This is a genomic window from Pseudarthrobacter sp. LT1 (assembly GCF_035621795.1).
GTDB lineage: Bacteria > Actinomycetota > Actinomycetes > Actinomycetales > Micrococcaceae > Arthrobacter.
Genome location: NZ_CP141830.1, coordinates 4,264,688 through 4,286,060 on the forward strand (window position 1 = coordinate 4,264,688; position 21,373 = coordinate 4,286,060).

Annotated in this window: 18 protein-coding genes and 1 tRNA gene; 13 read left to right on the forward strand and 6 right to left on the reverse strand. The window is 66.3% G+C overall.

Annotated features, from left to right (window positions below; all coding sequences use genetic code 11):
• The 3 genes from VIK36_RS20075 to VIK36_RS20085 all read left to right on the forward strand — a co-directional run bounded on the left by VIK36_RS20075 (position 1) and on the right by VIK36_RS20085 (position 3,137).
• On the forward strand, positions 1–1,404 hold the full coding sequence (locus VIK36_RS20075; protein WP_324643368.1) for an MFS transporter: 1,404 nt from the start codon (positions 1–3) through the stop codon (positions 1,402–1,404).
• Between the two features lie 63 nt (positions 1,405–1,467).
• The gene (locus tag VIK36_RS20080) at positions 1,468–1,950 is read left to right on the forward strand and encodes a cation:proton antiporter regulatory subunit (protein ID WP_159630146.1); all 483 of its coding nucleotides are present in this window, start codon (positions 1,468–1,470) and stop codon (positions 1,948–1,950) included.
• A 5-nt stretch (positions 1,951–1,955) separates the two neighbouring features.
• Complete coding sequence (locus VIK36_RS20085) at positions 1,956–3,137, forward strand: cation:proton antiporter (protein ID WP_255173558.1); 1,182 nt, start codon at positions 1,956–1,958, stop codon at positions 3,135–3,137.
• Positions 3,138–3,183: 46 nt separating this feature from the next.
• On the opposite strand, the gene dcd is transcribed toward VIK36_RS20085, so the two are convergent.
• Positions 3,184–3,759, reverse strand: a complete 576-nt coding sequence (gene dcd, locus VIK36_RS20090) for a dCTP deaminase (RefSeq protein ID WP_159630142.1) — start codon at positions 3,757–3,759, stop codon at positions 3,184–3,186.
• 142 nt (positions 3,760–3,901) lie between these two features.
• On the opposite strand from dcd, the gene VIK36_RS20095 reads away from it, so the two are divergent.
• Positions 3,902–5,608 carry a CAP domain-containing protein gene (locus VIK36_RS20095; RefSeq protein ID WP_324643370.1) on the forward strand — a complete coding sequence of 569 codons (1,707 nt, stop codon included), beginning with the start codon at positions 3,902–3,904 and terminating at the stop codon, positions 5,606–5,608.
• Between the two features lie 12 nt (positions 5,609–5,620).
• Here VIK36_RS20095 and VIK36_RS20100 read toward each other — a convergent pair whose 3' ends face one another.
• Complete coding sequence (locus tag VIK36_RS20100; protein ID WP_324643371.1) at positions 5,621–6,082, reverse strand: SRPBCC family protein; 462 nt, start codon at positions 6,080–6,082, stop codon at positions 5,621–5,623.
• 240 nt (positions 6,083–6,322) lie between these two features.
• Between VIK36_RS20100 and VIK36_RS20105 the strand changes: the two genes are divergently transcribed.
• Positions 6,323–6,393: transfer RNA gene (locus VIK36_RS20105), tRNA-Gly, on the forward strand.
• A gap of 94 nt (positions 6,394–6,487) precedes the next feature.
• On the forward strand, positions 6,488–6,628 hold the full coding sequence (locus VIK36_RS20110; RefSeq protein WP_201302376.1) for a hypothetical protein: 141 nt from the start codon (positions 6,488–6,490) through the stop codon (positions 6,626–6,628).
• 102 nt (positions 6,629–6,730) lie between these two features.
• Here the strand turns inward: VIK36_RS20110 and VIK36_RS20115 are convergent, their stop codons facing one another.
• Positions 6,731–8,110: an MFS transporter gene (locus VIK36_RS20115; protein ID WP_324643374.1), complete on the reverse strand. Its 1,380-nt coding sequence runs from the start codon at positions 8,108–8,110 to the stop codon at positions 6,731–6,733.
• A gap of 141 nt (positions 8,111–8,251) precedes the next feature.
• Here VIK36_RS20115 and VIK36_RS20120 point away from each other — a divergent pair, with 141 nt between their 5' ends.
• Positions 8,252–9,106 (forward strand): LysR substrate-binding domain-containing protein, encoded by an 855-nt coding sequence (locus VIK36_RS20120; protein ID WP_255173562.1) that lies wholly within the window; start codon positions 8,252–8,254, stop codon positions 9,104–9,106.
• A 288-nt stretch (positions 9,107–9,394) separates the two neighbouring features.
• A complete protein-coding gene (locus VIK36_RS20125; RefSeq protein WP_255173563.1) occupies positions 9,395–9,589 on the forward strand; it encodes a hypothetical protein in 195 nt (64 codons plus the stop codon).
• A 75-nt stretch (positions 9,590–9,664) separates the two neighbouring features.
• On the opposite strand, the gene VIK36_RS20130 is transcribed toward VIK36_RS20125, so the two are convergent.
• Positions 9,665–13,159, reverse strand: coding sequence for a bifunctional proline dehydrogenase/L-glutamate gamma-semialdehyde dehydrogenase (locus VIK36_RS20130; protein WP_324643375.1), 3,495 nt, complete (start codon positions 13,157–13,159; stop codon positions 9,665–9,667).
• A gap of 292 nt (positions 13,160–13,451) precedes the next feature.
• A complete protein-coding gene (locus tag VIK36_RS20135) occupies positions 13,452–14,915 on the reverse strand; it encodes an amino acid permease (RefSeq protein ID WP_324643376.1) in 1,464 nt (487 codons plus the stop codon).
• 155 nt (positions 14,916–15,070) lie between these two features.
• Between VIK36_RS20135 and VIK36_RS20140 the strand changes: the two genes are divergently transcribed.
• The 5 genes from VIK36_RS20140 (at position 15,071) to VIK36_RS20160 (ending at position 19,845) form a co-directional block, all read left to right on the forward strand.
• On the forward strand, positions 15,071–15,985 hold the full coding sequence (locus VIK36_RS20140; protein WP_255173566.1) for a LysR substrate-binding domain-containing protein: 915 nt from the start codon (positions 15,071–15,073) through the stop codon (positions 15,983–15,985).
• Between the two features lie 156 nt (positions 15,986–16,141).
• The gene (gene panD / locus VIK36_RS20145) at positions 16,142–16,567 is read left to right on the forward strand and encodes an aspartate 1-decarboxylase (protein WP_324643377.1); all 426 of its coding nucleotides are present in this window, start codon (positions 16,142–16,144) and stop codon (positions 16,565–16,567) included.
• A 51-nt stretch (positions 16,568–16,618) separates the two neighbouring features.
• Complete coding sequence (locus tag VIK36_RS20150; RefSeq protein ID WP_324643378.1) at positions 16,619–17,545, forward strand: AEC family transporter; 927 nt, start codon at positions 16,619–16,621, stop codon at positions 17,543–17,545.
• Positions 17,546–17,583: 38 nt separating this feature from the next.
• Positions 17,584–18,717: an FAD-dependent oxidoreductase gene (locus VIK36_RS20155; RefSeq protein ID WP_324643379.1), complete on the forward strand. Its 1,134-nt coding sequence runs from the start codon at positions 17,584–17,586 to the stop codon at positions 18,715–18,717.
• 30 nt (positions 18,718–18,747) lie between these two features.
• Complete coding sequence (locus VIK36_RS20160; RefSeq protein WP_324643380.1) at positions 18,748–19,845, forward strand: D-TA family PLP-dependent enzyme; 1,098 nt, start codon at positions 18,748–18,750, stop codon at positions 19,843–19,845.
• Between the two features lie 25 nt (positions 19,846–19,870).
• On the opposite strand, the gene VIK36_RS20165 is transcribed toward VIK36_RS20160, so the two are convergent.
• Positions 19,871–21,373 (reverse strand): MFS transporter, encoded by a 1,503-nt coding sequence (locus VIK36_RS20165; RefSeq protein ID WP_324643381.1) that lies wholly within the window; start codon positions 21,371–21,373, stop codon positions 19,871–19,873.

The window sequence follows — 21,373 nt, forward strand, 5'->3', positions numbered from 1 at the left end:
ATGAACAGCGCCAGCGCTCCCGGGGCGATGCAGCCCGCCTCGGATCTTGTTGCCGGAACCGGGTCCTCCACCAAGGGACAGGTCCTGGCCTGGGCCTCCTGGGACTGGGGCTCTGCGGCCTTCAACGCCGTCATGACCACGTTCGTCTTCACCGTCTACCTCACCTCCAACGCCTTCGGCGGCGAGGACAGTGCCTCCGCAGTGCTGGGCGGCGCCTTGGCAGTAGCCGGGTTCGCCATCGCGCTGCTGGCACCGGTCACCGGCCAGCGCTCCGACGCAGGGGGGCGGCGCAAGCTGTGGCTCGGAGTCAACTCGGCCGCCGTCGCCATCCTCACTGCCCTGTGCTTTTTCGTATTCCCGCACCCGGAATTCCTGCTCCTCGGCGTGTCCCTGATCGCGCTGGGCAACGTCTTCTTCGAATTCGCCGGCGTCAACTACAACGCCATGCTCGCGCAGGTGTCCACCCCACGGAACATCGGAAAGGTCAGCGGTTTCGGCTGGGGCGCCGGCTACCTGGGCGGCATCGTGGCACTCCTGATCGTCCTGCAACTGTTCGTCCAGCCGGCCTTCGAATGGTTCGGCGCCTCCACGCAGGACAGCCTCAACATCAGGCTGGTGGCCATTTTCTCCGCCCTGTGGTTCTTCGTCTTCGCGCTCCCCGTCCTGTTCGCCGTCCCTGAACTGCCCAGCTCCGGGCAGGCCGCGCGGCTGGGGTTCCTGGCCAGCTACGGACTGCTGTTCCGGCGGATCAAGGCCATCTACGCCACCAGCCCGCATACCATCTACTTCCTCCTGGCCAGCGCCGTGTTCCGGGACGGCCTCGCCGCCGTCTTCACGTTCGGCGGCATCATCGCTGCCGGCACCTTCGGCTTTGCCCTCTCCCAGGTCATCTTCTTCGCCATCTTCGGGAACGTCGTGGCAGCTGTCGGTGCGATGATCGGCGGGTTCCTGGACGACAAGGTGGGGCCCAAGGCCGTCATCACCGGCTCCCTGGTGGGCCTCCTGGTTGCCGGGAGCGCAATCCTGGTCCTGGGAAACGGCAACTATTCCGTCTTCGGCATGGAGTGGGCGGGCAGCACCACGTTCTGGGTCTTCGGGCTTTTCCTCTGCCTGTTCGTCGGCCCTGCCCAGTCCTCCTCCCGCGCCTACCTTGCCCGCCTCGCACCGCACGGCGAATCCGGTGAGCTGTTCGGCCTCTACGCCACCACCGGCCGGGCCGTCAGCTTCCTGGCGCCTGCTCTCTTCACGCTTTGCATCACCGTGGCAACCCCACTGGTGCCCGCCGGGCAGGCACAGCGGTGGGGCATCCTGGGCATCATGGTGGTCCTGCTCGCAGGGCTCCTGGTGCTGCTGCCCGTGAAGGCGCCGGAACGGGCCCCGATTGCCGTGGTCCCCGCCAACTGAAACCACCTTCCTGCCCTGTTCCAGGCCCCGGCGGGATGTTGCCAGGCAGACTAGGCTGGAGTCATGAACGTGGACGAAACGAACCTCCCCGGACTGGGCCGCCGGAAGGATTTCATGACCGCCTCCGGACGCCGCATCGGCGTCGTGGAGCTCCGGGAAGGCCAGACGGAACTCATCGTTTCCACCTGGGACGACCCCGACACCTGCCAGGCTTCGATTCCGCTCACCAGCGATGAAGCAGCCACCCTGGGCAACCTCCTGGGCGGCATGCACCTGGCCATGAAGCTCGCAGAGGAGCACAAGGACGTCCCGGGCATCGTCACCCGGCAGTTCTCCATTGCAGCGGACTCACCGTTCCAGAACCAGCCCATGGGGAAGGCGTCCATCCGCACCCGGTGCGGCGTGTCGATCGTGGCCATCATGCGCGAGGGCGAGGTGCTGCCTTCGCCGGGACCCGACGTCGTCCTCCACCCCGGCGACCTGCTGGTGGCAGTGGGCACCCAGGAAGGCCTCGACTCAGCGGCCGACATCCTGCGCCACGGCTAGTTCCCATGGACCCGTTGGCCCAGACCCTCGTTGAACTGGGGGCCGTTGTGTTCTGCCTCGGCCTCCTGGCCAGGCTGGCCGGACGGATCGGCATGTCCCCCATCCCCTTCTACCTGCTCGGAGGGCTGGCTTTCGGGGCCGGCGGCATCATCAAGCTTGAAGGCATGCACGAGTTCGCACATCTCTCCGGGGAGATCGGCGTCATCCTCCTGCTGCTTATGCTCGGGCTGGAATATACGGCCGCAGAGCTCTTCACCGGCCTGCGCCGATCCTGGCAGGCAGGCGTCCTCGACCTCGTCCTGAACTTCCTGCCCGGCGCCGCGCTTGCCCTGCTCCTGGGGTGGGGCGGGGTGGGGGCCATGGTCATGGGCGGCGTCACCTACATATCCTCGTCAGGCATCGCCGCCAAGGTCATCACGGACCTTGGCCGGCTGGGCAACCGGGAAACCCCCGTGGTGCTGTCCATCCTGGTGTTCGAGGACCTGGCCATGGCCGTGTACCTGCCCATCCTCACGGCCACGCTCGCGGGCGTCAGTTTCCTCGGCGGCCTCACCACGGTGGGGATCGCCCTGGCCGTGGTCAGCATGGTCCTCATGGTCGCCCTGCGGCACGGGCACCATGTTTCCAAGGCGGTGCACAGCGAGAACTCCGAGGTCTTCCTGCTGAATGTCCTCGGGGCAGCCCTGCTGGTGGCGGGCGCAGCGTCCGCCATGCAGGTTTCCGCCGCGGTTGGTGCCTTCATGCTGGGGATCGCCATCTCAGGTTCCACCGCCCACAACGCCACCCGCATCCTCGAACCGCTGCGGGACTTGTTCGCAGCCATCTTCTTCGTGGCGTTCGGGCTCAACACGGACCCCTCATCCATCCCGCCGGTCCTGGGCTGGGCCCTCGTCCTGGCCGTGGCCACCGCGGCAACCAAGATGCTGACCGGAATCTGGGCGGCCAAGCAGGCCGGGATTGCCCGGCCCGGGCGCTTCCGCGCCGGCGCCGCCCTGGTGGCCCGCGGCGAATTCTCCATCGTGATCGCGGGCCTGGCTGTCGCTTCGGGAGCGGTCCCGCATCAGCTCGCGGCCCTCGCCACCGCCTACGTGCTGCTGATGGCGGTCATGGGGCCGCTGGCCGCACGCTACGTGGAACCGCTGGCCAAGCCGTTTATCCGGAGGCCGGCGGTCGCACCACAGCTCTAGCGCTGCTCCGGCCCGGCTGGAGGCCGGCGGCCGGCTACAGGCGCTGCTAGATACTGGTGCGGTGGAAATTCAGGTGGCTGCGGCTGGCGGTGGGACCGCGCTGGCCCTGGTACCGGTTGCCGTACTCCCCCTGGCCGTAAGGGAACTCCGCGGCCGAGCTCAGTCGGAAGAAGCAGAGCTGGCCGATCTTCATACCCGGCCACAGCTTGATGGGCAGGGTGGCCATGTTGGACAGCTCAAGGGTGACGTGCCCGGAAAAGCCGGGGTCGATGAAGCCTGCCGTGGAGTGCGTCAGCAGGCCAAGCCGGCCCAGGGATGACTTGCCTTCCAGCCGGGCCGCAATGTCATCGGGCAGCGTGACGGTCTCGTAAGTCGACCCCAGGACGAACTCACCCGGGTGCAGGATAAAGGCCTCGTCCTGCTCCACTTCCACCAGCCGGGTCAGCTCGGGCTGCTCCTGGGCGGGATCGATGTGCGCGTACTTGTGGTTGTCGAACAACCGGAAGAATTTGTCGATCCGGACATCCACGGACGACGGCTGGACCATCGCCGGATCGAACGGTTCCAGCACGATCCGCTGGGAATCAATTTCGGCACGAATGTCGCGGTCAGAGATCAGCACCGTCCCAAATTACCGTATCGGTTATCCACACCTGCACTTTCCCGTTGTTGCTGTGGCCTCGTGGGGCTAATGTTGCGAATGAAAGCCGCCGGAATGGTCTCCCGGATGGCATAACAGAGCTGGGGATGTTGTGAATAAATTAGTGGCACCGTCTTTTCTTGGCGTGCTCTGTGCGTTGGCGCTGGTCTCTTCGTCCGCGTCCGCACCTCCTGCGCCGTTGTCCCCCAACCAGGCGGGAGCAGCGAGCATCTCGCTGGCAGCGCCCCTGGTGCGCGGCGCGGGTATAACGGGTAAGGACGACGGTTCCGCCGGACGCCTCACTCCTGCCGTTGACCCGGACATCCACGTTGCGTCGCCCGTGGAGGCCACCCCCGCGCCCGCCACCACGTCCGCGCCCGCGGCAGCTCCTTCCACGGCGGCGGTCCAACCCGCAACGGAAACGGCACCACCGCCCGCTCCGGCTTCACCATCCACCGAAGCCGCACCCCAGACCGTTTCCATCCCTCCGCTCTGGGCACCGGACCAGGAACTGGCATCGCCGTCCACCCAGCCCGCGGCTCCCGACCCTGCCGCCGCGCGTACTTCCACCCAGGCCCTGGTCCCGGACAGCAATTCCGCCGCCATCCTTACCCTCTTCACCAAGATCAACGAGTACCGCGTGGCCAACGGCCTGAACAAGGTGAAGTACCACCCCACCGTGGCCGGGTTGTCGCAGGAATGGTCGGACAACATTGCCACCCGTGAGGTGATCGAGCACCGGGCCAGTTTCTGGACCGACCCCCGCGCGATGAGCCCCAACAACGGCGCCGGTGAGATTATCGCAATCCGCACCGACCGGGACGCAGCCCAGCTCGTGGAATGGTGGAAGGGATCACCCGGCCACAACGCCATGCTCCTGGACCCGCGCTTCAACGTGATGGGCGCTGGCGTCTCCTACACCAACTCCACCTACCAGATCTGGGGTGTGGTGAACTTCTTTGGTTACACCACGCTGCCGGCGGGCACCCTCGATTCACCGGGCGGCGCGTCATCGGGCGGCGCGCTCCCGCCACCGCCGCCAAGCCTGTGCGATGCACCCGTCAAGCACATGCCGCCCACCCTCAACCTCGCCGCTGCCGCAATCACCGGTCCGGCCGACCTCGTGTCCGTGGACTCCGCGGGACAGCTGCTCGACCGCGCCTCCACCGGGCCCCGCACCTACGCCGCGGCCAGGGTAATCGGCGCAGGCTTTAGCGGAGCCAAGGAAGTCTTCGTCACCGACTGGGACCGCGACGGCGCTTACGACGTCCTGACCCAGTGGGCCAGTGGCAACCTCACCCTGCACCGGGGCATCGCCAGTGGCGGGTTCCAGGCGCCCATCACCCTCGGCGTGGGCGGATGGGATACCTTGACCCTGGCGGTGGGAGGCTGGTGCGTCCACAACCGGATGCCGCAGATCCTGGCCCTGGACGGCGCTGGAAACCTGTACCTTTACGGCAACAAGGGCACCGGTGATATTGCTGAGCGCGTCACGGTTGCCACGGGTGTCTACGCATCCCGGCTGTCCATGGTGGACTACGACGGTGACGGCTTCCAGGACATCCTGGGCCTCAGGGCCGACGGCACCGTGCAGCTCTACCGCGGGCTGGGCAGCACCGCGCTCCGCGCAGAAACGCGGGCCACCGTCGCCACCGGCTGGACGGACGTCACGGGAATCCGGGCGCTGCGGAACGTCACCGGACTGAACTCCAGGGGTGTTGCGCTCCGCCGGGCCAACGACACCGTGCAGTACTGGGACCTGGGCTCCGGAAGCCTCGCGTCGCCGTCGTACATTGCCGGACCATGGACCGGGCAGCGGCTGGCACAGTGATCCCGGATTGAGTCAGAGGGCCGGCTGGAGCTCCAGCACGTTCTTCAGCCGGTCCAGCTGGGCCACGTCGGAACTGACCCGGCGCTGGAGCATCCCGTTAAAGAAGGTCCACCGGCTGAGGAACCCGAACCGTCCCTCGCGTTTGGCTTCCATGGCAAACCGGACCCTGGTGCCGGCGTCTTCGCTGCTGAGGTAGTAGCCGCCCCAGCGGGTGGCAGGGCCGGAAACCACGTGGAACTGGATTTCGGCTCCGGGCCGCACATTGGTGATCTCCAGGTCCGCGGGGATGCTCAGCCCGGAGCGTCCGGCGACCATCTTCCGGTACACCGCGCCCTTGGCTTCGGCGGGGCCCTGCACGAGCTTCACGCTGCGGACGTCGCTGCGCCAGGCGGGAAGATTGGTGGCATCAACGAGGTACTGGTACACGGCCATGGAGTCGCGTTCTATGAGGACCTCGTGCTCTGCGATTGCCATGAAGAAATTCCTGTGGTTGACGTCGGCTGCCGCAATAGCTGCCTCCCCCAAAGCGGCCGCTACCCGGATCAGGTTAGCCACCGCCCAGCACCCAGACCTAGCCGGCACCGCCGACGTTATTGAAGAGTTACTGGATGACGTCCAGGGTTGCAGGACACGGCAGCGGCCGCCGGTCCGGGTTGGCGGGAAGCCCGCAGATCTGCGCTAAGCTAAGTTCTGCCCCGCGCGAGCGCCGGCACTGCGGCTGTAGCTCAATGGTAGAGCGCTAGCTTCCCAAGCTTGATACGCGGGTTCGATTCCCGTCAGCCGCTCTTTCCGCTCCTCCAGCTGCACACGCCCGGAGGCATCCCCAAGGTGTATGGTCTGCAGTAAGGAACCTTTTGCGGTTCCGCTACAGGAGCAATCATGGCTGATAAGTCACCGCGTCAAACGGCATCAAAAAAGTCCGGAAAGTCCATCAAGGAAAAGCGCGCCGACAAGAGGGCCGCATCCGCCCCTGCCGGCTCCTTGGACGTCACGCCCACCAAAGCGGCGAAGAAGAAGTAAACCAGCACCAGGAACCTGCTGGGCCCAAGTACAAGACCCCGTCATCGAGACCGATGGCGGGGTCTTGTTTCGCGCCTGGGAGGAGCCCAGCGGGCACGCTCCCTAGGCTCCTGCCTGCCGGTTGACGATTCTCAACGGCAGGCGGTCCTTCATGTCCATCCTGACCGTCAGGCCACCCTTCCGCGCCAGGATGGCGGCTACGGTCAGGGCGGCCAGTGCAGGGACACCGCCGGATACCAGCAGGGCCACATGCGGATCGGCGTGTTCGGCAATCCACCCCAGCATGGGCCCGCCCAGCGCCTGGCCGCCGATGAGCACCATGATGTACAGGCTCATCACCCGCCCGCGGATCCCCATGTTGGAGCTGACCTGCACCAGCTGGTTGGAGCCGGTGAGGAACATGAGGCACCAGAAGCCGGACAGCACCATGACCACCCCAAACCAGACCATGGAGGGTGCGAGGACGGCCAGGCAGAGCATCAGGCCATACATTCCGGCGCAGAACACCACTGACCGCAGGCGCAGTTGCCGGCGGCGGGTGGAGGCCACGGCGCCGGACAGCGCGCCGAGTGCCACCAGCGCGTTGAGGAGCCCGTAGCCGCCGGCGCCTATCTTGAATACGTGGTCCGCGAAGGCAGCAAGGAGCACCGGCAGGCTCATGGCAAAAACAGAGATGAAGCCGGCCATCAGCCACGGCCAATAGATGGTGGGCTTGCTCAAGGCATAGCGGAGCCCCTCCCGGAGCATTCCCTTGGTCTTGGGGGTGGGAGCGTTGACGTACAGCTGGTCCTTCCGGAGGATCAGCAGCATCACCACCGTGGAGCAGCAGGCAACGGCGTTGGCCGCGAAAGCCCAGCCGGCACCGACCGCCGTCAGGAGCAGGCCGGCAATGGCGGGACCGATCAGGCCGCCCAACTGGAACGTCGTGGAGTTCACGCTGATGGCGTTCCGCAGGTACCGGGGACCAACCAGCTCGTTGACGAACACCTGGCGCGCGGGCTGGTCAAGGACCGTCACCAGGCCCAGGACCAGGGCGATGGCGTAGACGTGCCACACCATGATGACGCCGGTGAGGGCAAGCGTGGCCAGCGTTGCAGCCAGCACGGCAGCCATGCTTTGGCACAGGATGAGGATCTTCCGCTTGGCGAACCTGTCGGCGATCATGTCGCCCCAGGGACCCAGCAGCAGGGACGGCAGGAACTGCAGTGCCACGGTCACGCCGACAGCCGTCACGGAACCGGAGAGCTGCAGCACCAGCCAGTCCTGCGCAATCCGCTGCATCCAGATGGCGATGACGGCGATGAAGTGTCCGGCGGCGAAGATCCGGAAGTTGGGCACCTTCAGCGAGATGAAGGTGTGCTTCCAGGGAAGCCGCTCCGCCACGACGGGGAGCGGCTGGGTCTGGTTGTCGGGCGGCGCTGAACCGGCCGCATCGATGACTGGCTGGGAGACGGAAGCCGACGAAGGCGGAGGCGGTGCCACAGGAGTGTCCTCAAAATTGCGGGCGGTCTGGGATGTCCTTAACGCTAGGCTGGCCGAGGCGATTATGGAGGGGTATGGTCCCTATAACTCGTATTGCAAAACGCAATAGACAACCCAGCCGGAAGGACACCGGGGACCGTTATGTTCGAACCAGCACAGTTGCGCTCCTTCCTGGCGGTAGCGGACACCCTGAGCTTCACCAAGGCTGCTGAACGCCTGGGCCTGGCCCAGCCCACCATCAGCCAGCACATCCGCAAACTTGAAGCAGCCGCCAAGCGCACCCTGATCACCAGAGACACCCGCGACGTCAGGCTCACGGACAACGGCGATGCGATGGCCGGTTTCGCCCGGAACATCCTGTCCGCGCACGACGCCGCCGCCCGCTATTTCTCGGGGTCGGCCATGCGCGGCCGGCTGCGGTTCGGAACCGCTGACGACCTCGCGATCACCGGGCTGCCCCGGATCCTGCGCGAGTTCCGGCAGATCTACCCGCAGATCAACCTCGAACTCACAGTGGGCCAAAGCGACCAGCTGTACCGAAAGCTCAACGCCGGCCAACTGGACCTCGTCTTCGTGAAGTGGGTGGCCGGGGCCAAAGACGGCACCGTGGTCCAGCACGATTCGTTTTCCTGGGTGGGCCTGGAACAAACGGTGATGGAACCGGGAACTCCCGTGCCCCTGATCGCCTATCCCGCCCCCAGCCTCAGCCGAAAATTGGCCATCGATGCACTGGAGGCCAACGGCAGGACGTGGCGGATCACGTGCACCACCCGGCAGATCAGCGGGGTCCTGGCAGCGGTCAGGGCGGGCATCGGCGTGGCCGTCATGCCCACGTCGCTGGTGCCCGAAGACCTGAAGATCATTACCCGGCGCTTCGATCTTCCCGCCGTGGGGGACGTTGACTTCACCCTGATCCGCAATCCGCTGGCCAATGCTGAGGTGATCGACGCCCTGACCCAGTCGATTGTCGGCAGGACCATTAACCGCCAAACTTAACTCTCCCGCGGCTCAATTTCCAGCATTTAGGGGAGTTAGGGGGCCCGTGTCCATTGATAGGGGAAGTGGCATCACCTATGCTGGTTTTCCAAGGTCAAGCAGCAGGCCAGTTCACCGAAACAAGCGCGTATCCGCATGCCGGAAACCATCGCTTGGGACAGGCAGCCAATGACGACAGCCAGGAACATCCACCCAGGATCTGCGCACGCACGGCCGTACTCCACCGTACGGCCGTCCACCCGCCAGAGCACGCTCGGAACCGGACACGCCTCCGTAGATTCCGGATACGTGGGGAAACCCACCTGCGACAAATGCCGTACGGACGAGTTCGTCTACCTCGAGTCGTACATTCCGCCCACCTACCGGCGTGACGGAACAGTGGCCACCCTTGGCGAGGTGGCCTACACCTGCACACGCTGCGAGGATTTCTCAGCCCACAGCGTCCCTGCCACCTGGACGCCGCCCGGCTGGTACCTGGGCTAGCGGACATACAAAAGGTCCGGCGGTTGGGCTTGTGGAAGCAAGCTCAACCGCCGGACCTTTTTGTGCCCGCAGGCGCTAGATCAGCGCGTCCGACAGATGGTTCGGGGTACCGAACCGGTGGGCGGTGATGCTGACGGCCTGCTCATGCAGGAACGGCAGCAGCTCGACGCGGCCGGCCTCCGTGACGGGGTGGGCGTAGATGGCCAGGTCGGGCCTGCCGCCGGTGGCTTCGGCCAGAGCGGAGGCATTGTCCCCGATCAGGCGGATGCGGGCGCCTGAAAGCTTGCCCGCGGCGGCGAGGTGTCCGGCGGAAGCCAGCCAGCCGGCGTCGGACTCCACCGTCACGTCGATGTCCAGTGCGGTGAGCACGGAGCGCAGCTGGGCGGGAAGTTCGACGGCGGTGGACACCGTGACGGCCGACCCCGCCAGCACTCCAGCCGCCACAGTCCGGACGAGGTGCGCCAGCGGCGCGCCTTCGGAGAGGCGGATGGTGACCGGCAGGCTGCGGTAGCGGAAGATGTTGCGCTCCGCGCCCAGCCCGGAGACGTCCTTGGCGGTGCCGAACTCGTCAGCCCACGCCTCGGCATCGGATGCCAGGGCCCGCTGGACGGACTCAAGGCCTGCCGGCTCCAGGGCGGGACCTGCCGCGTTGAGGATGCGGCGGACGGCCGCGTTGGCTACCGGAGCCTTGGCGGATGCCTCCGCGGGGAGCCAGTCGCCCAGGCCGGCCAGGTAGTTGGGGCCACCGGCCTTGGTGCCGGCGCCGACGGCCGACTTCTTCCAGCCGCCGAATGGCTGGCGCTGGACGATGGCACCGGTGATGCCGCGGTTGATGTAGAGGTTGCCGGCCTGGATGGTGTCCAGCCAAATGCCCAGTTCCTCGGAGTTGAGGGAGTGCAGGCCTGCTGTGAGGCCGTATTCGATCTGGTTCTGGATGGCGATGGCCTCTTCCAGGGTGTCAGCGGTCATCACTCCCAGGACCGGGCCGAAGAATTCGGTCAGGTGGAAGTAGGAGCCGCGCTTGACGCCGTAGCGCACGCCGGGGCTCCACAGCCGGCCGGTACCGTCCAGCTTCGCCGGTTCCACAGCCCAGCTCTCACCCTCGCCCAGCGTGGTGAGGGCGTTGAGGAGCTTGCCGTTGGCGGGTTCGATGATGGGGCCCATCTGGCTGGTGGGATCCTGCGGGTAACCCACCTTCAGGGAGGTGACGGCGTCGATCAGCTGGTTGTGGAACCGCTTGGACGTGGCCACGGAGCCCACCAGGATCACCAGCGAGGCAGCGGAGCATTTCTGGCCGGCGTGCCCGAACGCGGAGTAGGCCACGTCCTTGGCTGCGAGGTCCAGGTCGGCGCTGGGGGTGACGATGATGGCGTTCTTGCCGCTGGTTTCGGCCAGCAGCGGCAGGTCCTTGCGGAAGGACCGGAACAACTCCGCAGTTTCGTAGCCGCCGGTGAGGATCACTCGGTCCACTGCAGGGTGGCTGATGAGCTGCGTGCCGAGCTCCCGCTCCCCCAGCTGGACCATGGTCAGCACGCCCTTGGGCACGCCGGCCTCCCACAGGGCCTCCACCATGACGGCGCCGCTGCGGGCGGCCTGCTTGGCGGGCTTGATGACGACGGCGGAGCCGGCGGCGAGAGCCGCAAGGGTGGACCCTGCCGGGATGGCGACGGGGAAGTTCCAGGGCGGCGTGACAACGGTGAGCTTGGCTGGGACGAACGTGGCGCCGTCGACCGTGTCCAGCTTCCGCGCGGACTCGGCGTAGTAGTGGGCGAAGTCCACGGCCTCGCTGACCTCGGGGTCGCCCTGGTCGATGGTCTTGCCGGTCTCGCTGGCCATGACCTCCAGGAGGTCGGCCCGGCGGGCTTCCAGGATCTCACCGGCGCGGTGCAGGATTTCTGCGCGCTCGTTGCCGGAGAGCCCGCCCCAGGCCTTGCCCTTCTCCACGGCGTTGGCAATGGCCGAGTTCAGCGTTTCCTCGTCATTGATGAACGCGGCCTTGACGGAGGCGTTGCCCAGCGTGGAGGACGGGACGCGGCCAAGGATGGCCCGGCCCCAGATGCGGTTGGCCGGCAGCGCGGGGTCGGTGTCCGGGGTGTTGCGGAAACCGGTGTGCGGCATCACCGCGGGGGGAAGGCTGCGGTCCTGCCGGCGGTTGGGCAGCGGAACGGTGTTGTCCAGGGCCTCCAGCGAGGAGAGGAAGCGCTGCTTCTCGCGCTCGAACAGGCCTTCGTTCTCGCTGAGCTCGAAGACCGCTGACATGAAGTTTTCCTGGCTGGCGCCCTCTTCCAGGCGGCGGATCAGGTAGGCGATGGCGACGTCGAACTCGGACGGGTGCACCACCGGGGTGTAAAGCAGCAGCGAGCCGACGTCCTTCTTGACGGCCTCGGCCTGGCCCTGCGCCATGCCCAGCAGCATCTCGAATTCGATGCCGGACTCCACACCGCGCTGCTTGGCCAGGAGCCAGGCGAAGGCGATGTCGAACAGGTTGTGGCCTGCGACGCCGATGCGGATGTTCTTGATGCGTTCGGGGTGCAGCGCGTAGTTGATGACGCTCTTGTAGCTGGTGTCGGAGTCCTGCTTGGAACCCCAGGTGGCCAGCGGCCAGTCGTGCAGCGAAGCTTCCACCTGTTCCATGGGCAGGTTGGCGCCCTTGACCACGCGGACCTTGATGCCGGCGCCGCCGTTGGCGCGGCGTTCGACAGCCCAGTCCTGCAGCCGGATCATGGCGGACAGGGCGTCCGGGAGGTAGGCCTGGAGCACGATGCCGGCCTCAAGGTTCTTGAACTCGGGCTTGTCCAGGATCCGGGTGAACACCGCGATGGTCATGTCCAGGTCCTTGTATTCCTCCATGTCCAGGTTGATGAACTTGGCCTTGGGGAAGGAGGCGGCCCGCTGGAAGAGCGGCGTGAGCTTTTCGACGACGTGTTCCACGGCTTCGTCGAAGGCCCAGGCGGAGTGCGGGGCCACGGTGGAGGAGACCTTGATGGAGACGTAGTCGACGTCGGGGCGGGCCAGCAGCGTGTGCGTGCCTTCGAGGCGGCGGGATGCCTCGTGCTCGCCGAGGACTGCCTCGCCCAGGAGGTTGACGTTGAGCTTGATGCCGTCCTTCTTGATCTTGGCGATGGCCGGGCCCAGCTTGGCGTCGGTGGCATCAACGATCAGGTGGCCCACCATTTCGCGCAGGACCTTGCGGGCCACGGGGATGACCACCTGCGGCAGGACGGGGGCCATGGTGCCGCCCAGTGCCACGGCGCTGCGCATGTACCAGGGCAGGAAGGCGGGAACCTTGGGGGCCAGTTTCGCGAGGTTGCGGGCGGCGACGTTGAGGTCCTCGGGACGGACCACGCCGTCCACGAAGCCCACGGTGAAGTCCAGGCCGGTGGGGTCCTTCAGGACGCCGGCCAGCTGCTCGGCGGAAGCGTCCACCGGAACCTTGGCGGCCTCGGTGAGCCAGCGCCGGACCAGGGCGACCGCTTCATTGGCGAGGGCCTTTGCCTGGGGGACGTCGACGTCGACGGTCTGCGGGGTGGCCGCCTTGGCGACTGCCGGTTCCATTGCAACGTGGGTCATTGTTTTTCCCGATCTTTCTGGTGTTCTGGGAGGTCTTTCCACCAGTATGAGCTTCAACTCACATAAGATAAAGCGATCTTTTCCAACCATTACAGGTTAGGAAAACCAATGTTTTATTCACCTCCCAACGCCCCATCACCTGATGCCCAAAACCGCCAACGGCGCATCACATTCCGTGGAAAGCACGAACCCTCCCCCACGGAATGTGGGGGAGGGTTCGGCTGGACGCCGCAGTATCTGATGGGGCGTTGGGGGAAAGCGCGCAGAAGGTGATGGCGCGTCCGGGGAGAGGTCAGGAAAGCGGGCGGTGCAGCTCTGCGAGTTCCTCGTGGCGGGGGCTGTTGGGGTTCATCAGCGAGTGCTTGCGGCCGTAGCCGAAGTAGATGACCAAACCGATGATCAGCCAGACGACGAACCGCAGCCAGGTTTCCCAGTGCAGCTGCAGCATCAGGAAGGCGGAGGCCAGGACACCGAACGCCGGAATGACGGGCATCAGGGGGAGGCGGAACGTACGGGGAGCATCAGGCCGCTTGTAACGGAAGATGATCACGGACAGGCACACGACGACGAACGCGGCCAGGATGCCGATGTTGGTGAGGTCCGCGACTGCCTTGATGGGGAAGACGCCCGCCAGGAAGGCGGAGGCGATGCCGCCGATCCAGGTGACGCGCTGCGGGGTGCCGTGCCGGTCGGTCTTGGCAAACCAGCCGGGGAGCAGGCCGTCGCGGCTCATGGAGAACCAGACGCGTGTGACGCCGAGCAGGAAGGTGAGCATCACGGTGAGGATGGACAGGACCGCGAACACCGAAATGATGGTGGCGATGACGGGCAGGCCTACCGAGGTGAAGGCGGAGGCGAACCCGGCCTTGGGGTCGATGTCCTTGTAGTTCTGCATGCCGGTGAGGACCAGGGTGGCGGCAACATAGAGGAGCATGGCGATGATGAGCGAGAGCACGATGGCCTTGGGCATGTGCTTCTTGCCGTCCTTGGCTTCCTCGGCTGCGGTACTCATGGCGTCGTAGCCGAACACGGCGAAGAAGACGGTGGCGGAGCCTGCCACCACGGGACCGAACCCGCTCGGCATGAACGGGTTGTAGTTGTTGGTGTCGATGTAGAAGACGCCGAGCCCGATGATGAACAGGATCAGGATGACCTTGATGGCCACGGCGATTAGTTCGAACCGGCCGAACGCCTTGGTGCCACGGGAGAGGATCCAGGTGACCAGGAGGCACACGAGGATGGCCGGGATATTGACGATCCCGCCCTTGCCTTCGTCAAAGGTGGAGGTCATCCAGGTCGGCAGGTGGATGCCGATGCCGGCCAGGAAGGCGTCCAGGTAACCGGAGATGCCGATGGCCACCACGGCGACGATGGCGATGTATTCCAGCAGCAGGTCCCAGCCGATGAACCAGCCGATCACCTCGCCGAGGGCCACGTAGCCGTAGGTGTAGGCGGAGCCCGCGCGCGGGATCATGCCGGCGAACTCCGCGTAGGAGAGGGCGGCGGCCGCGGAGGCGAGGCCTGCAATCAGGAAGGAAATCAGCACCGCGGGCCCCACCCCGGGTGTGCCTTCACTGCCGGCGGCCACCAGCCCCGCGAGGGAGAAGATGCCGACGCCGATAATCCCGCCAACGCCAATGGCGGTGAGCTGCCACAGCCCGAGGGACTTGAACAGTCCGCTGTGCTTGCTCTCTTCTTCGATGTCATCGATGGGCTTTCGCCGCATGATCGATTGGCTCAAATCTTTGCTGCTCATCAGGAACTCCTGGTTGGGGTGCGACCCCGCCGCGGCACGCCAAGAAACCTGGCTGTGACGGGGGTAACTCGGTTTCAACAGTATGCGTGCGCAATTGCGTTAGATAAAGTGGCTACTTCTAACCTATATTCGTTAGTTTCAGTTAGGAATCCATCATGCTTGATGTGCGCAGGCTGCGGCTGCTCCGCGAATTAAGCATCCGTGGGACGCTGGCGGAGGTGGCCGAGGCGCTTCAGTACAGCCCGTCGTCGGTATCGCAGCAGCTGGCCCTCCTGGAGAAGGAAGTGGGCGTCGAGCTGCTCCGGAAGACGGGCCGGCGGGTGCAGCTGACGCCCCAGGCGGAAGTGCTGGTGGCACACACCGCGCAGCTGCTGGAAACCATGGAGCAGGCAGAAGCGGACCTGGCTGCGTCCCTGACCACGGTCACGGGGACGGTGCGGATCGCGGTGTTCCAGTCTGCGGCGCTCGCCCTGATGCCGGACACCCTGACGCGCATGGCCGCGACGTACCCCGAGGTGCGGATCGAGATGATCCAGCGTGAGCCCGAGACGGCGCTGCATGAAACGTGGGCGCGGGACTTCGACCTGGTGATTGCCGAGCAGTATCCGGGACACGCGGCGCCGCGCTACCCCGAGCTGGACAAGGTGAAGCTGACCACCGACGCCATCCGGCTGGCCGTTCCGCCCGCGTCCGGCGGCGGCCCCGCGATCCGTTCCCTGGAGGACACGGCAGACCTGGCCTGGGTCATGGAACCGCGCGGCGCCGCATCGCGGCACTGGGCAGAACAGGCGTGCCGCAGCGCAGGATTCGAGCCCGATGTCCGTTTTGAAACCGCCGACCTGCAGGCCCAGGCCCGCCTGATCGAGTCCGGCAATGCCGTGGCCCTGATGCCGGACCTGGTGTGGACGGGCCGCGGCACCACCGCGCAGCTCCTGGAGCTGCCGGGCAAGCCGCACCGCACCATTTTCACCTCGGTGCGCCGCTCCAGCACCCAGCGCCCGGCCATCCTGGCAGCCAGGGAAACCCTGGCTGCGGCCGCGGCGGCGGTGGCAACGGACGACGCCGGGTGACCGGCCGCCGTCGTCCGCGTCCTTCCGTGCGCAGCCAGGCCGCCCGTGGCTGCGCAGGTGCGTCCCCTGAGCCTTGAGCACCCGTGTCACCGCGCGGGCCCGTATGTTTCGTGCGTCACTGCGGGTAAAGAGCCGCAGGACTAGACTGGACCCGTTATGAATCGAACAATGTTCAAGTCAAAAATCCACCGGGCCACCGTCACGCACGCCGACCTGCACTACGTCGGCTCGGTCACCGTTGACCTCGACCTGCTCGAAGCCGCCGACATCCTGCCCGGCGAGCTGGTGTCCATTGTGGACGTCACCAACGGCGCGCGGCTTGAAACCTACACGATCGCCGGCGAGCGTGGTTCCGGCGTCATCGGCATCAACGGTGCAGCGGCGCACCTCATGCACGAGAACGACATCGTCATCCTCATTACCTACGCGGAAATGACCACCGAAGAGGCCGGGGCCTACGAGCCCAAGGTGGTCCACGTGGACCGGGACAACCGGATCATCCAGCTGGGCAACGACCCCGCCGAAGGCCTCACCCCCGGCATGATGCGCCCCCCTTTCGCGCTTAACAACGCCACCCTGTAACCGGAGCGTGCGACCCGGTCCCTGCCTCCGCCGTGCCCGAACGGCTGATCCTTGCTAGGGGTACTGGCAGGGTTCTTCGTGGTCTGGTGCATCATCCTGGTGGGGTGGTTCGTGGGCCGGCAGCGGATCCTCGGCGATAACGCCCGCCCCGTCCTGAGCGGCCTGACGTTCTTCGTGGCCAGCCCGGCGCTCCTTTTCGAAACCCTGAGCAAAGCCCGCCTGCAGGAAGTCTTCGCCGAGCCGCTGCTGGTCACGGCGGTGGCGGCGATTACCACTGCCGCCATCTTCTTCGCTCTGGCCAGGTTCTGGCTGAAGCGGGCCCTCCCGGAATCCCTGATGTCCGCCATGTCCGCGTCCCTTGCGAACTCGGCGAACCTGGGTATTCCCATCGCGGTATATGTCCTGGGCGATGCCAGCTACGTGGCGCCGCTGCTGATCTTCCAGCTGGCCTTCTTCACCCCGATGTTCCTGATGATCCTGGACTCGAGCACCAGCACGCACCGGACCACGGTCCTGGGATTCTTCCTGATGATCCTGCGCAATCCCATGATCGTAGGCTCCGGCCTGGGGCTGCTGGTGGCAGGCACCGGTTTCCAGGTTCCGGCGCTGGTCATGGAGCCGATCCACCTGATCGGCGGGGCCGCGATCCCCGCCATGCTGATCGCGTTCGGGATGAGCCTGAACGGCACCCGGCCCCTGCAGGCCTCGTCCGGACGCCGGGTGGACACCCTGCTGGCGAGCGGCTTCAAGCTCGCTGTCCAGCCGGCCCTGGCTTATGTTTTTGCCCGCTTCGCGCTTGGCATGGACGGCCATGCGCTGTTTGCGGTGGTGGTGACGTCCTCCCTGCCCACCGCGCAGAATGTGTTTGTGGCCGCCAGCCGTTACCAAACCGGGCTTACCGTCGCCAAGGACACCGTGCTGATCACCACCGTGGTGGCAGTGCCCGCCATGATCGGTGTCGCGCTGCTGCTGGCGTGAGCACTGGCCACGAGTCGTAACTGCAGCTTGGAGGGCTGATGAATACTGTGCTGGACACCGTAGTGATCGGTGGTGGCGCCATGGGCTCGGCCGCCGCGTGGGCACTGTCCCGCCGCGGCCGGCAGGTGACGCTCGTGGAGCAGTTCGGCCCCGGGCACAAGATCGGCGCGTCCCACGGCGCCACCCGGAACCTCAACCCGGGCTACCACCAGCCGGACTACGTGGCCATGCTGGCCGAGGGGCTGGCCCTGTGGGACGAGCTGGAGCAGGACAGCGGCGTGCAGCTGCTGGCGCGCACCGGCGTCGTCACCCATGGTCCTGGCGGCGACCTCCCGAAAGTCGCCGCAGCCCTCACCGAAGCCGGAATCAGCGCCGAATTCCTGTCCCCCGGTGAGGCCGGCGAACGCTGGCGCGGCATCCGGTTCGACCAGCAGGTCCTGCATATGCCCGACGGCGGCCAGCTCAACCCCGAGGCGGCGTTGCCCGCCTTCCAGCGGCTGGCCTCAACCCGCGGCGCCGAGATCAGGCACCACACCAAGGTGGTGGACTTCGAGGTATTCGACGACGGCGTGCGGCTGGCGCTCGAATCGGCTGCGGGCACGGAGGTGGTTACCGCAGCCCAGGCCGTGGTGACGGCCGGCGGCTGGACGGAGAAGCTGCTGGCCCGTGTTGCGGGCACGGGCGCCGCAGCGTTGCGGATCCCGAAGCTCAGGGTGACCCAGGAGCAGCCGGCGCATTTCCGCGTGGCGGACCCCGGCGCGGTGTGGCCCGGCTTCAACCACTACCCGGGCCCGGATTACCAGGGCTGGTACTCCCCCGTGTACGGAATGCAGACCCCCGGCGAAGGCATCAAGGCCGGCTGGCACGGGGTGGGGCCGGTGGTGGACCCGGACAAGCGGGATTTCCAGCCGGAACCGAAGCAGCTCGCCGCCCTGCAGGACTACGCACGGCAGTGGTTGCCCGGCGTTGACCCTGATTCGTTCACGGCCATCAGCTGCACGTACACCACCACCCCGGACGAGGACTTTGTCCTGGACAGGATAGGGCCGGTGGTGATCGGCGCGGGCTTCTCCGGGCACGGCTTCAAGTTCACCCCGGTGGTGGGGCGGATCCTGGCCGACCTTGCGACCGGGACCCGGGACGCGCCGTCGATCTTCCGCGCGTCCCGCTAGGGGCCTCGACCTAGAGAAAGAGAACCAGCGATGACAATCCCAGAAGAAGTCGACACTCCAGAGATCCTGGTCGACCGGGATGTGCTCCAGCGGAACATCGACCGCATGGCCGCTGCCGTCCACGCGAAAGGTTTGAACCTCCGACCCCACGTGAAAACCCACAAGGTGCCCGAAATCGCGCAACTGCAGCTGGCGGCCGGTGCAGTCGGCATCACTGTAGCGACCCTCGGGGAGGCTGAAGTCTTTGCAGGACACGGAGCTGCCGACATCTTCATCGCTTACCCCATTTGGGTCGGTCCTCGTCAAGCCGAACGCCTGCGCCGACTTGCTGCCACCACAAAGATCTCAGTAGGACTCGATTCACGGGAGGCCGCCCAAGCAATGGGAGCGTCCTTGAATGACGCAGCCGGCGACTTTGACGTGCTGCTGGAAATCGACAGTGGCCATCACCGAAGCGGAATCGCCCCAGGTGCGGTCGTTGACGTGGCCCACGCCGCGGCACGCGCCGGGCTGAGGGTCAAAGGCGTCTTCACCTTCCCGGGCCACAGCTACGCCCCCGGGATGCCCCTGAAAGCAACCGAAGACGAACGGTTGGCCCTCAGACAGGCCTCGGACCTGCTCACACAGGCAGGATTTGAAATCCTGCATCGCAGCGGCGGTTCAACTCCCACAGCCACTCTCACCGGTGATTCCGTAGCCACCGAGGTCCGGCCTGGAGTTTATGTCTTCAATGACGCCCAGCAACTGGAACTGGAACGATGCGCCCCTGAAGACATCGCGCTGACCGTCGCCGCAACAGTGGTAAGCCGGCATGAGGGCGACGACGTCATACCGCGAAGGATCGTCCTGGACTCGGGCAGCAAAATTCTGGGCGGCGACCGACCTGCGTGGGCCACCGGCTTTGGACGGCTGCTCGACTATCCCGAAGCACGCATCACCGCGCTCTCGGAACATCACGCGACCGTGGTCTGGCCAGCAGATGCAGAGCTCCCGCCTCTCGGAGAGCGGTTACGGGTAATACCGAACCACGTATGCGTGGCCGTGAATCTCGTTGACGAGATCACTGTCGTCGCCAGCGGCAAAATTGTGGACCGCTGGCGCGTAGCCGCACGCGGAAAAAACAAATAGCGGGGAAGTAAACACACATTCGCCCTTAGGGCTTGTCTGCAGGAACATCTCCGCCGGCGGCAGCCGGGCTGGAGCTGCCGTCCGCCTGGGTGGGCACGGGCTCCGCATCGGAATTGCCGCTGTCTTCGGCCTTCACCGCGGGCATCGCCAGCACCGCTGCCACCGTGAGCAGGCCGGCCACGAGCGCGGCCAGGAACACGGCACCGGACGCGCTGATCACTGTGGCGGGATCGGCGTCGCCGCCGCTGCTGCCGCCGTAGATGGAGTTGGCCACGGCACCGAACACGGCCACGCCCAGGGCGCTGCCGATGGACCGGGCGAACATGTTGGTGCTGGTCACCACGCCGCGTTCCTGCCAGGGAACGCTGGACTGGGCAGAAATCAGGGTGGGGGTGGCCAGCAGGCCCAGGCCAAGCCCGACGACGAAGCAGCTGATGGCGATCAGGGCCACGTTGGGCGAGGAAGCAGTCAGTGACAGGATCAGCAGGCCCGCCACGGCGATGGCAATGCCGATCAGGGCGGTGGACTTGAACCCGATCCGCAGGTAGAACTTCCCGGCCTGCGAGGCGCTGAGCGGCCAGCCGAGGGTGAGGGCTGCGAGCGCCAGGCCGGCGACCAGCGGCGAGGAGGACAGCGCGCCTTCCAGGAAGGTGGGAACGTAGGAGGTGAGCCCGATCATCATCGCGCCGACGCCGAAGGACACCAGCGCGGTGGTGGCCAGCAGGCGGCGGGACACCACCCAGGACGGGAGGATGGGCTCCGCTGCCCGCCGCTCCACCAGCAGGAACGCAACGAGCAGCACGGCCCCGACAGCAAAGACGCCAATGCTGATGGGCGAGTTCCATGCCCACGCCTGGCCACCCTGAAGGGCACCAAGGATGAGCAGGCCCAGCGATCCGGCCAGGAGGACGGCGCCGGCGTAGTCCACCTTGTGCGTGGCCCGTTCCACGTTTTCGTGGAGGGTGCGGATCAGCATCCAGCCGGCCAGCAGGCAGAGCGGCACGTTAACCAGGAAGATGCCGCGCCAGATGCCGAGGGCGGAGAAGATGCCGCCCAGGCTGGGGCCCACCACGGAGGAGATGGCCCAGACGCTGGCCAGGTAGCCCTGGACCTTGGCACGCTCCTGCAGGGTGTAGATGTCGCCGGCGATGGTGACGGCGACCGGCAGTACCGCGCCGGCGCCGAGCCCCTGCAGGGCCCGGAAGGCGATCAGAGAGGGCATGCTCCAGGCGACGCCGCAGAGCACCGATCCGAGGAGGAACAGGCCAATCCCGATCAGGATGATGGGCTTGCGCCCTGCCATGTCGGAGAGTTTGCCGTAGATGGGCACCGACACTGCCTGCGCCAGCAGGTAGGCGGAGAAGAGCCAGGGGAAGGATGAGAAACCGCCCACGTCACGGACGATCGACGGCACCGCCGTGGCCACGATGGTGGAATCGATGGCCACAAGTCCCGTGGACAGCATCAGGGCAATGAGGATGGGCCCGCGTTCGGACCGGAACCCTACGCCGTCTTTTACGTCCGCCAT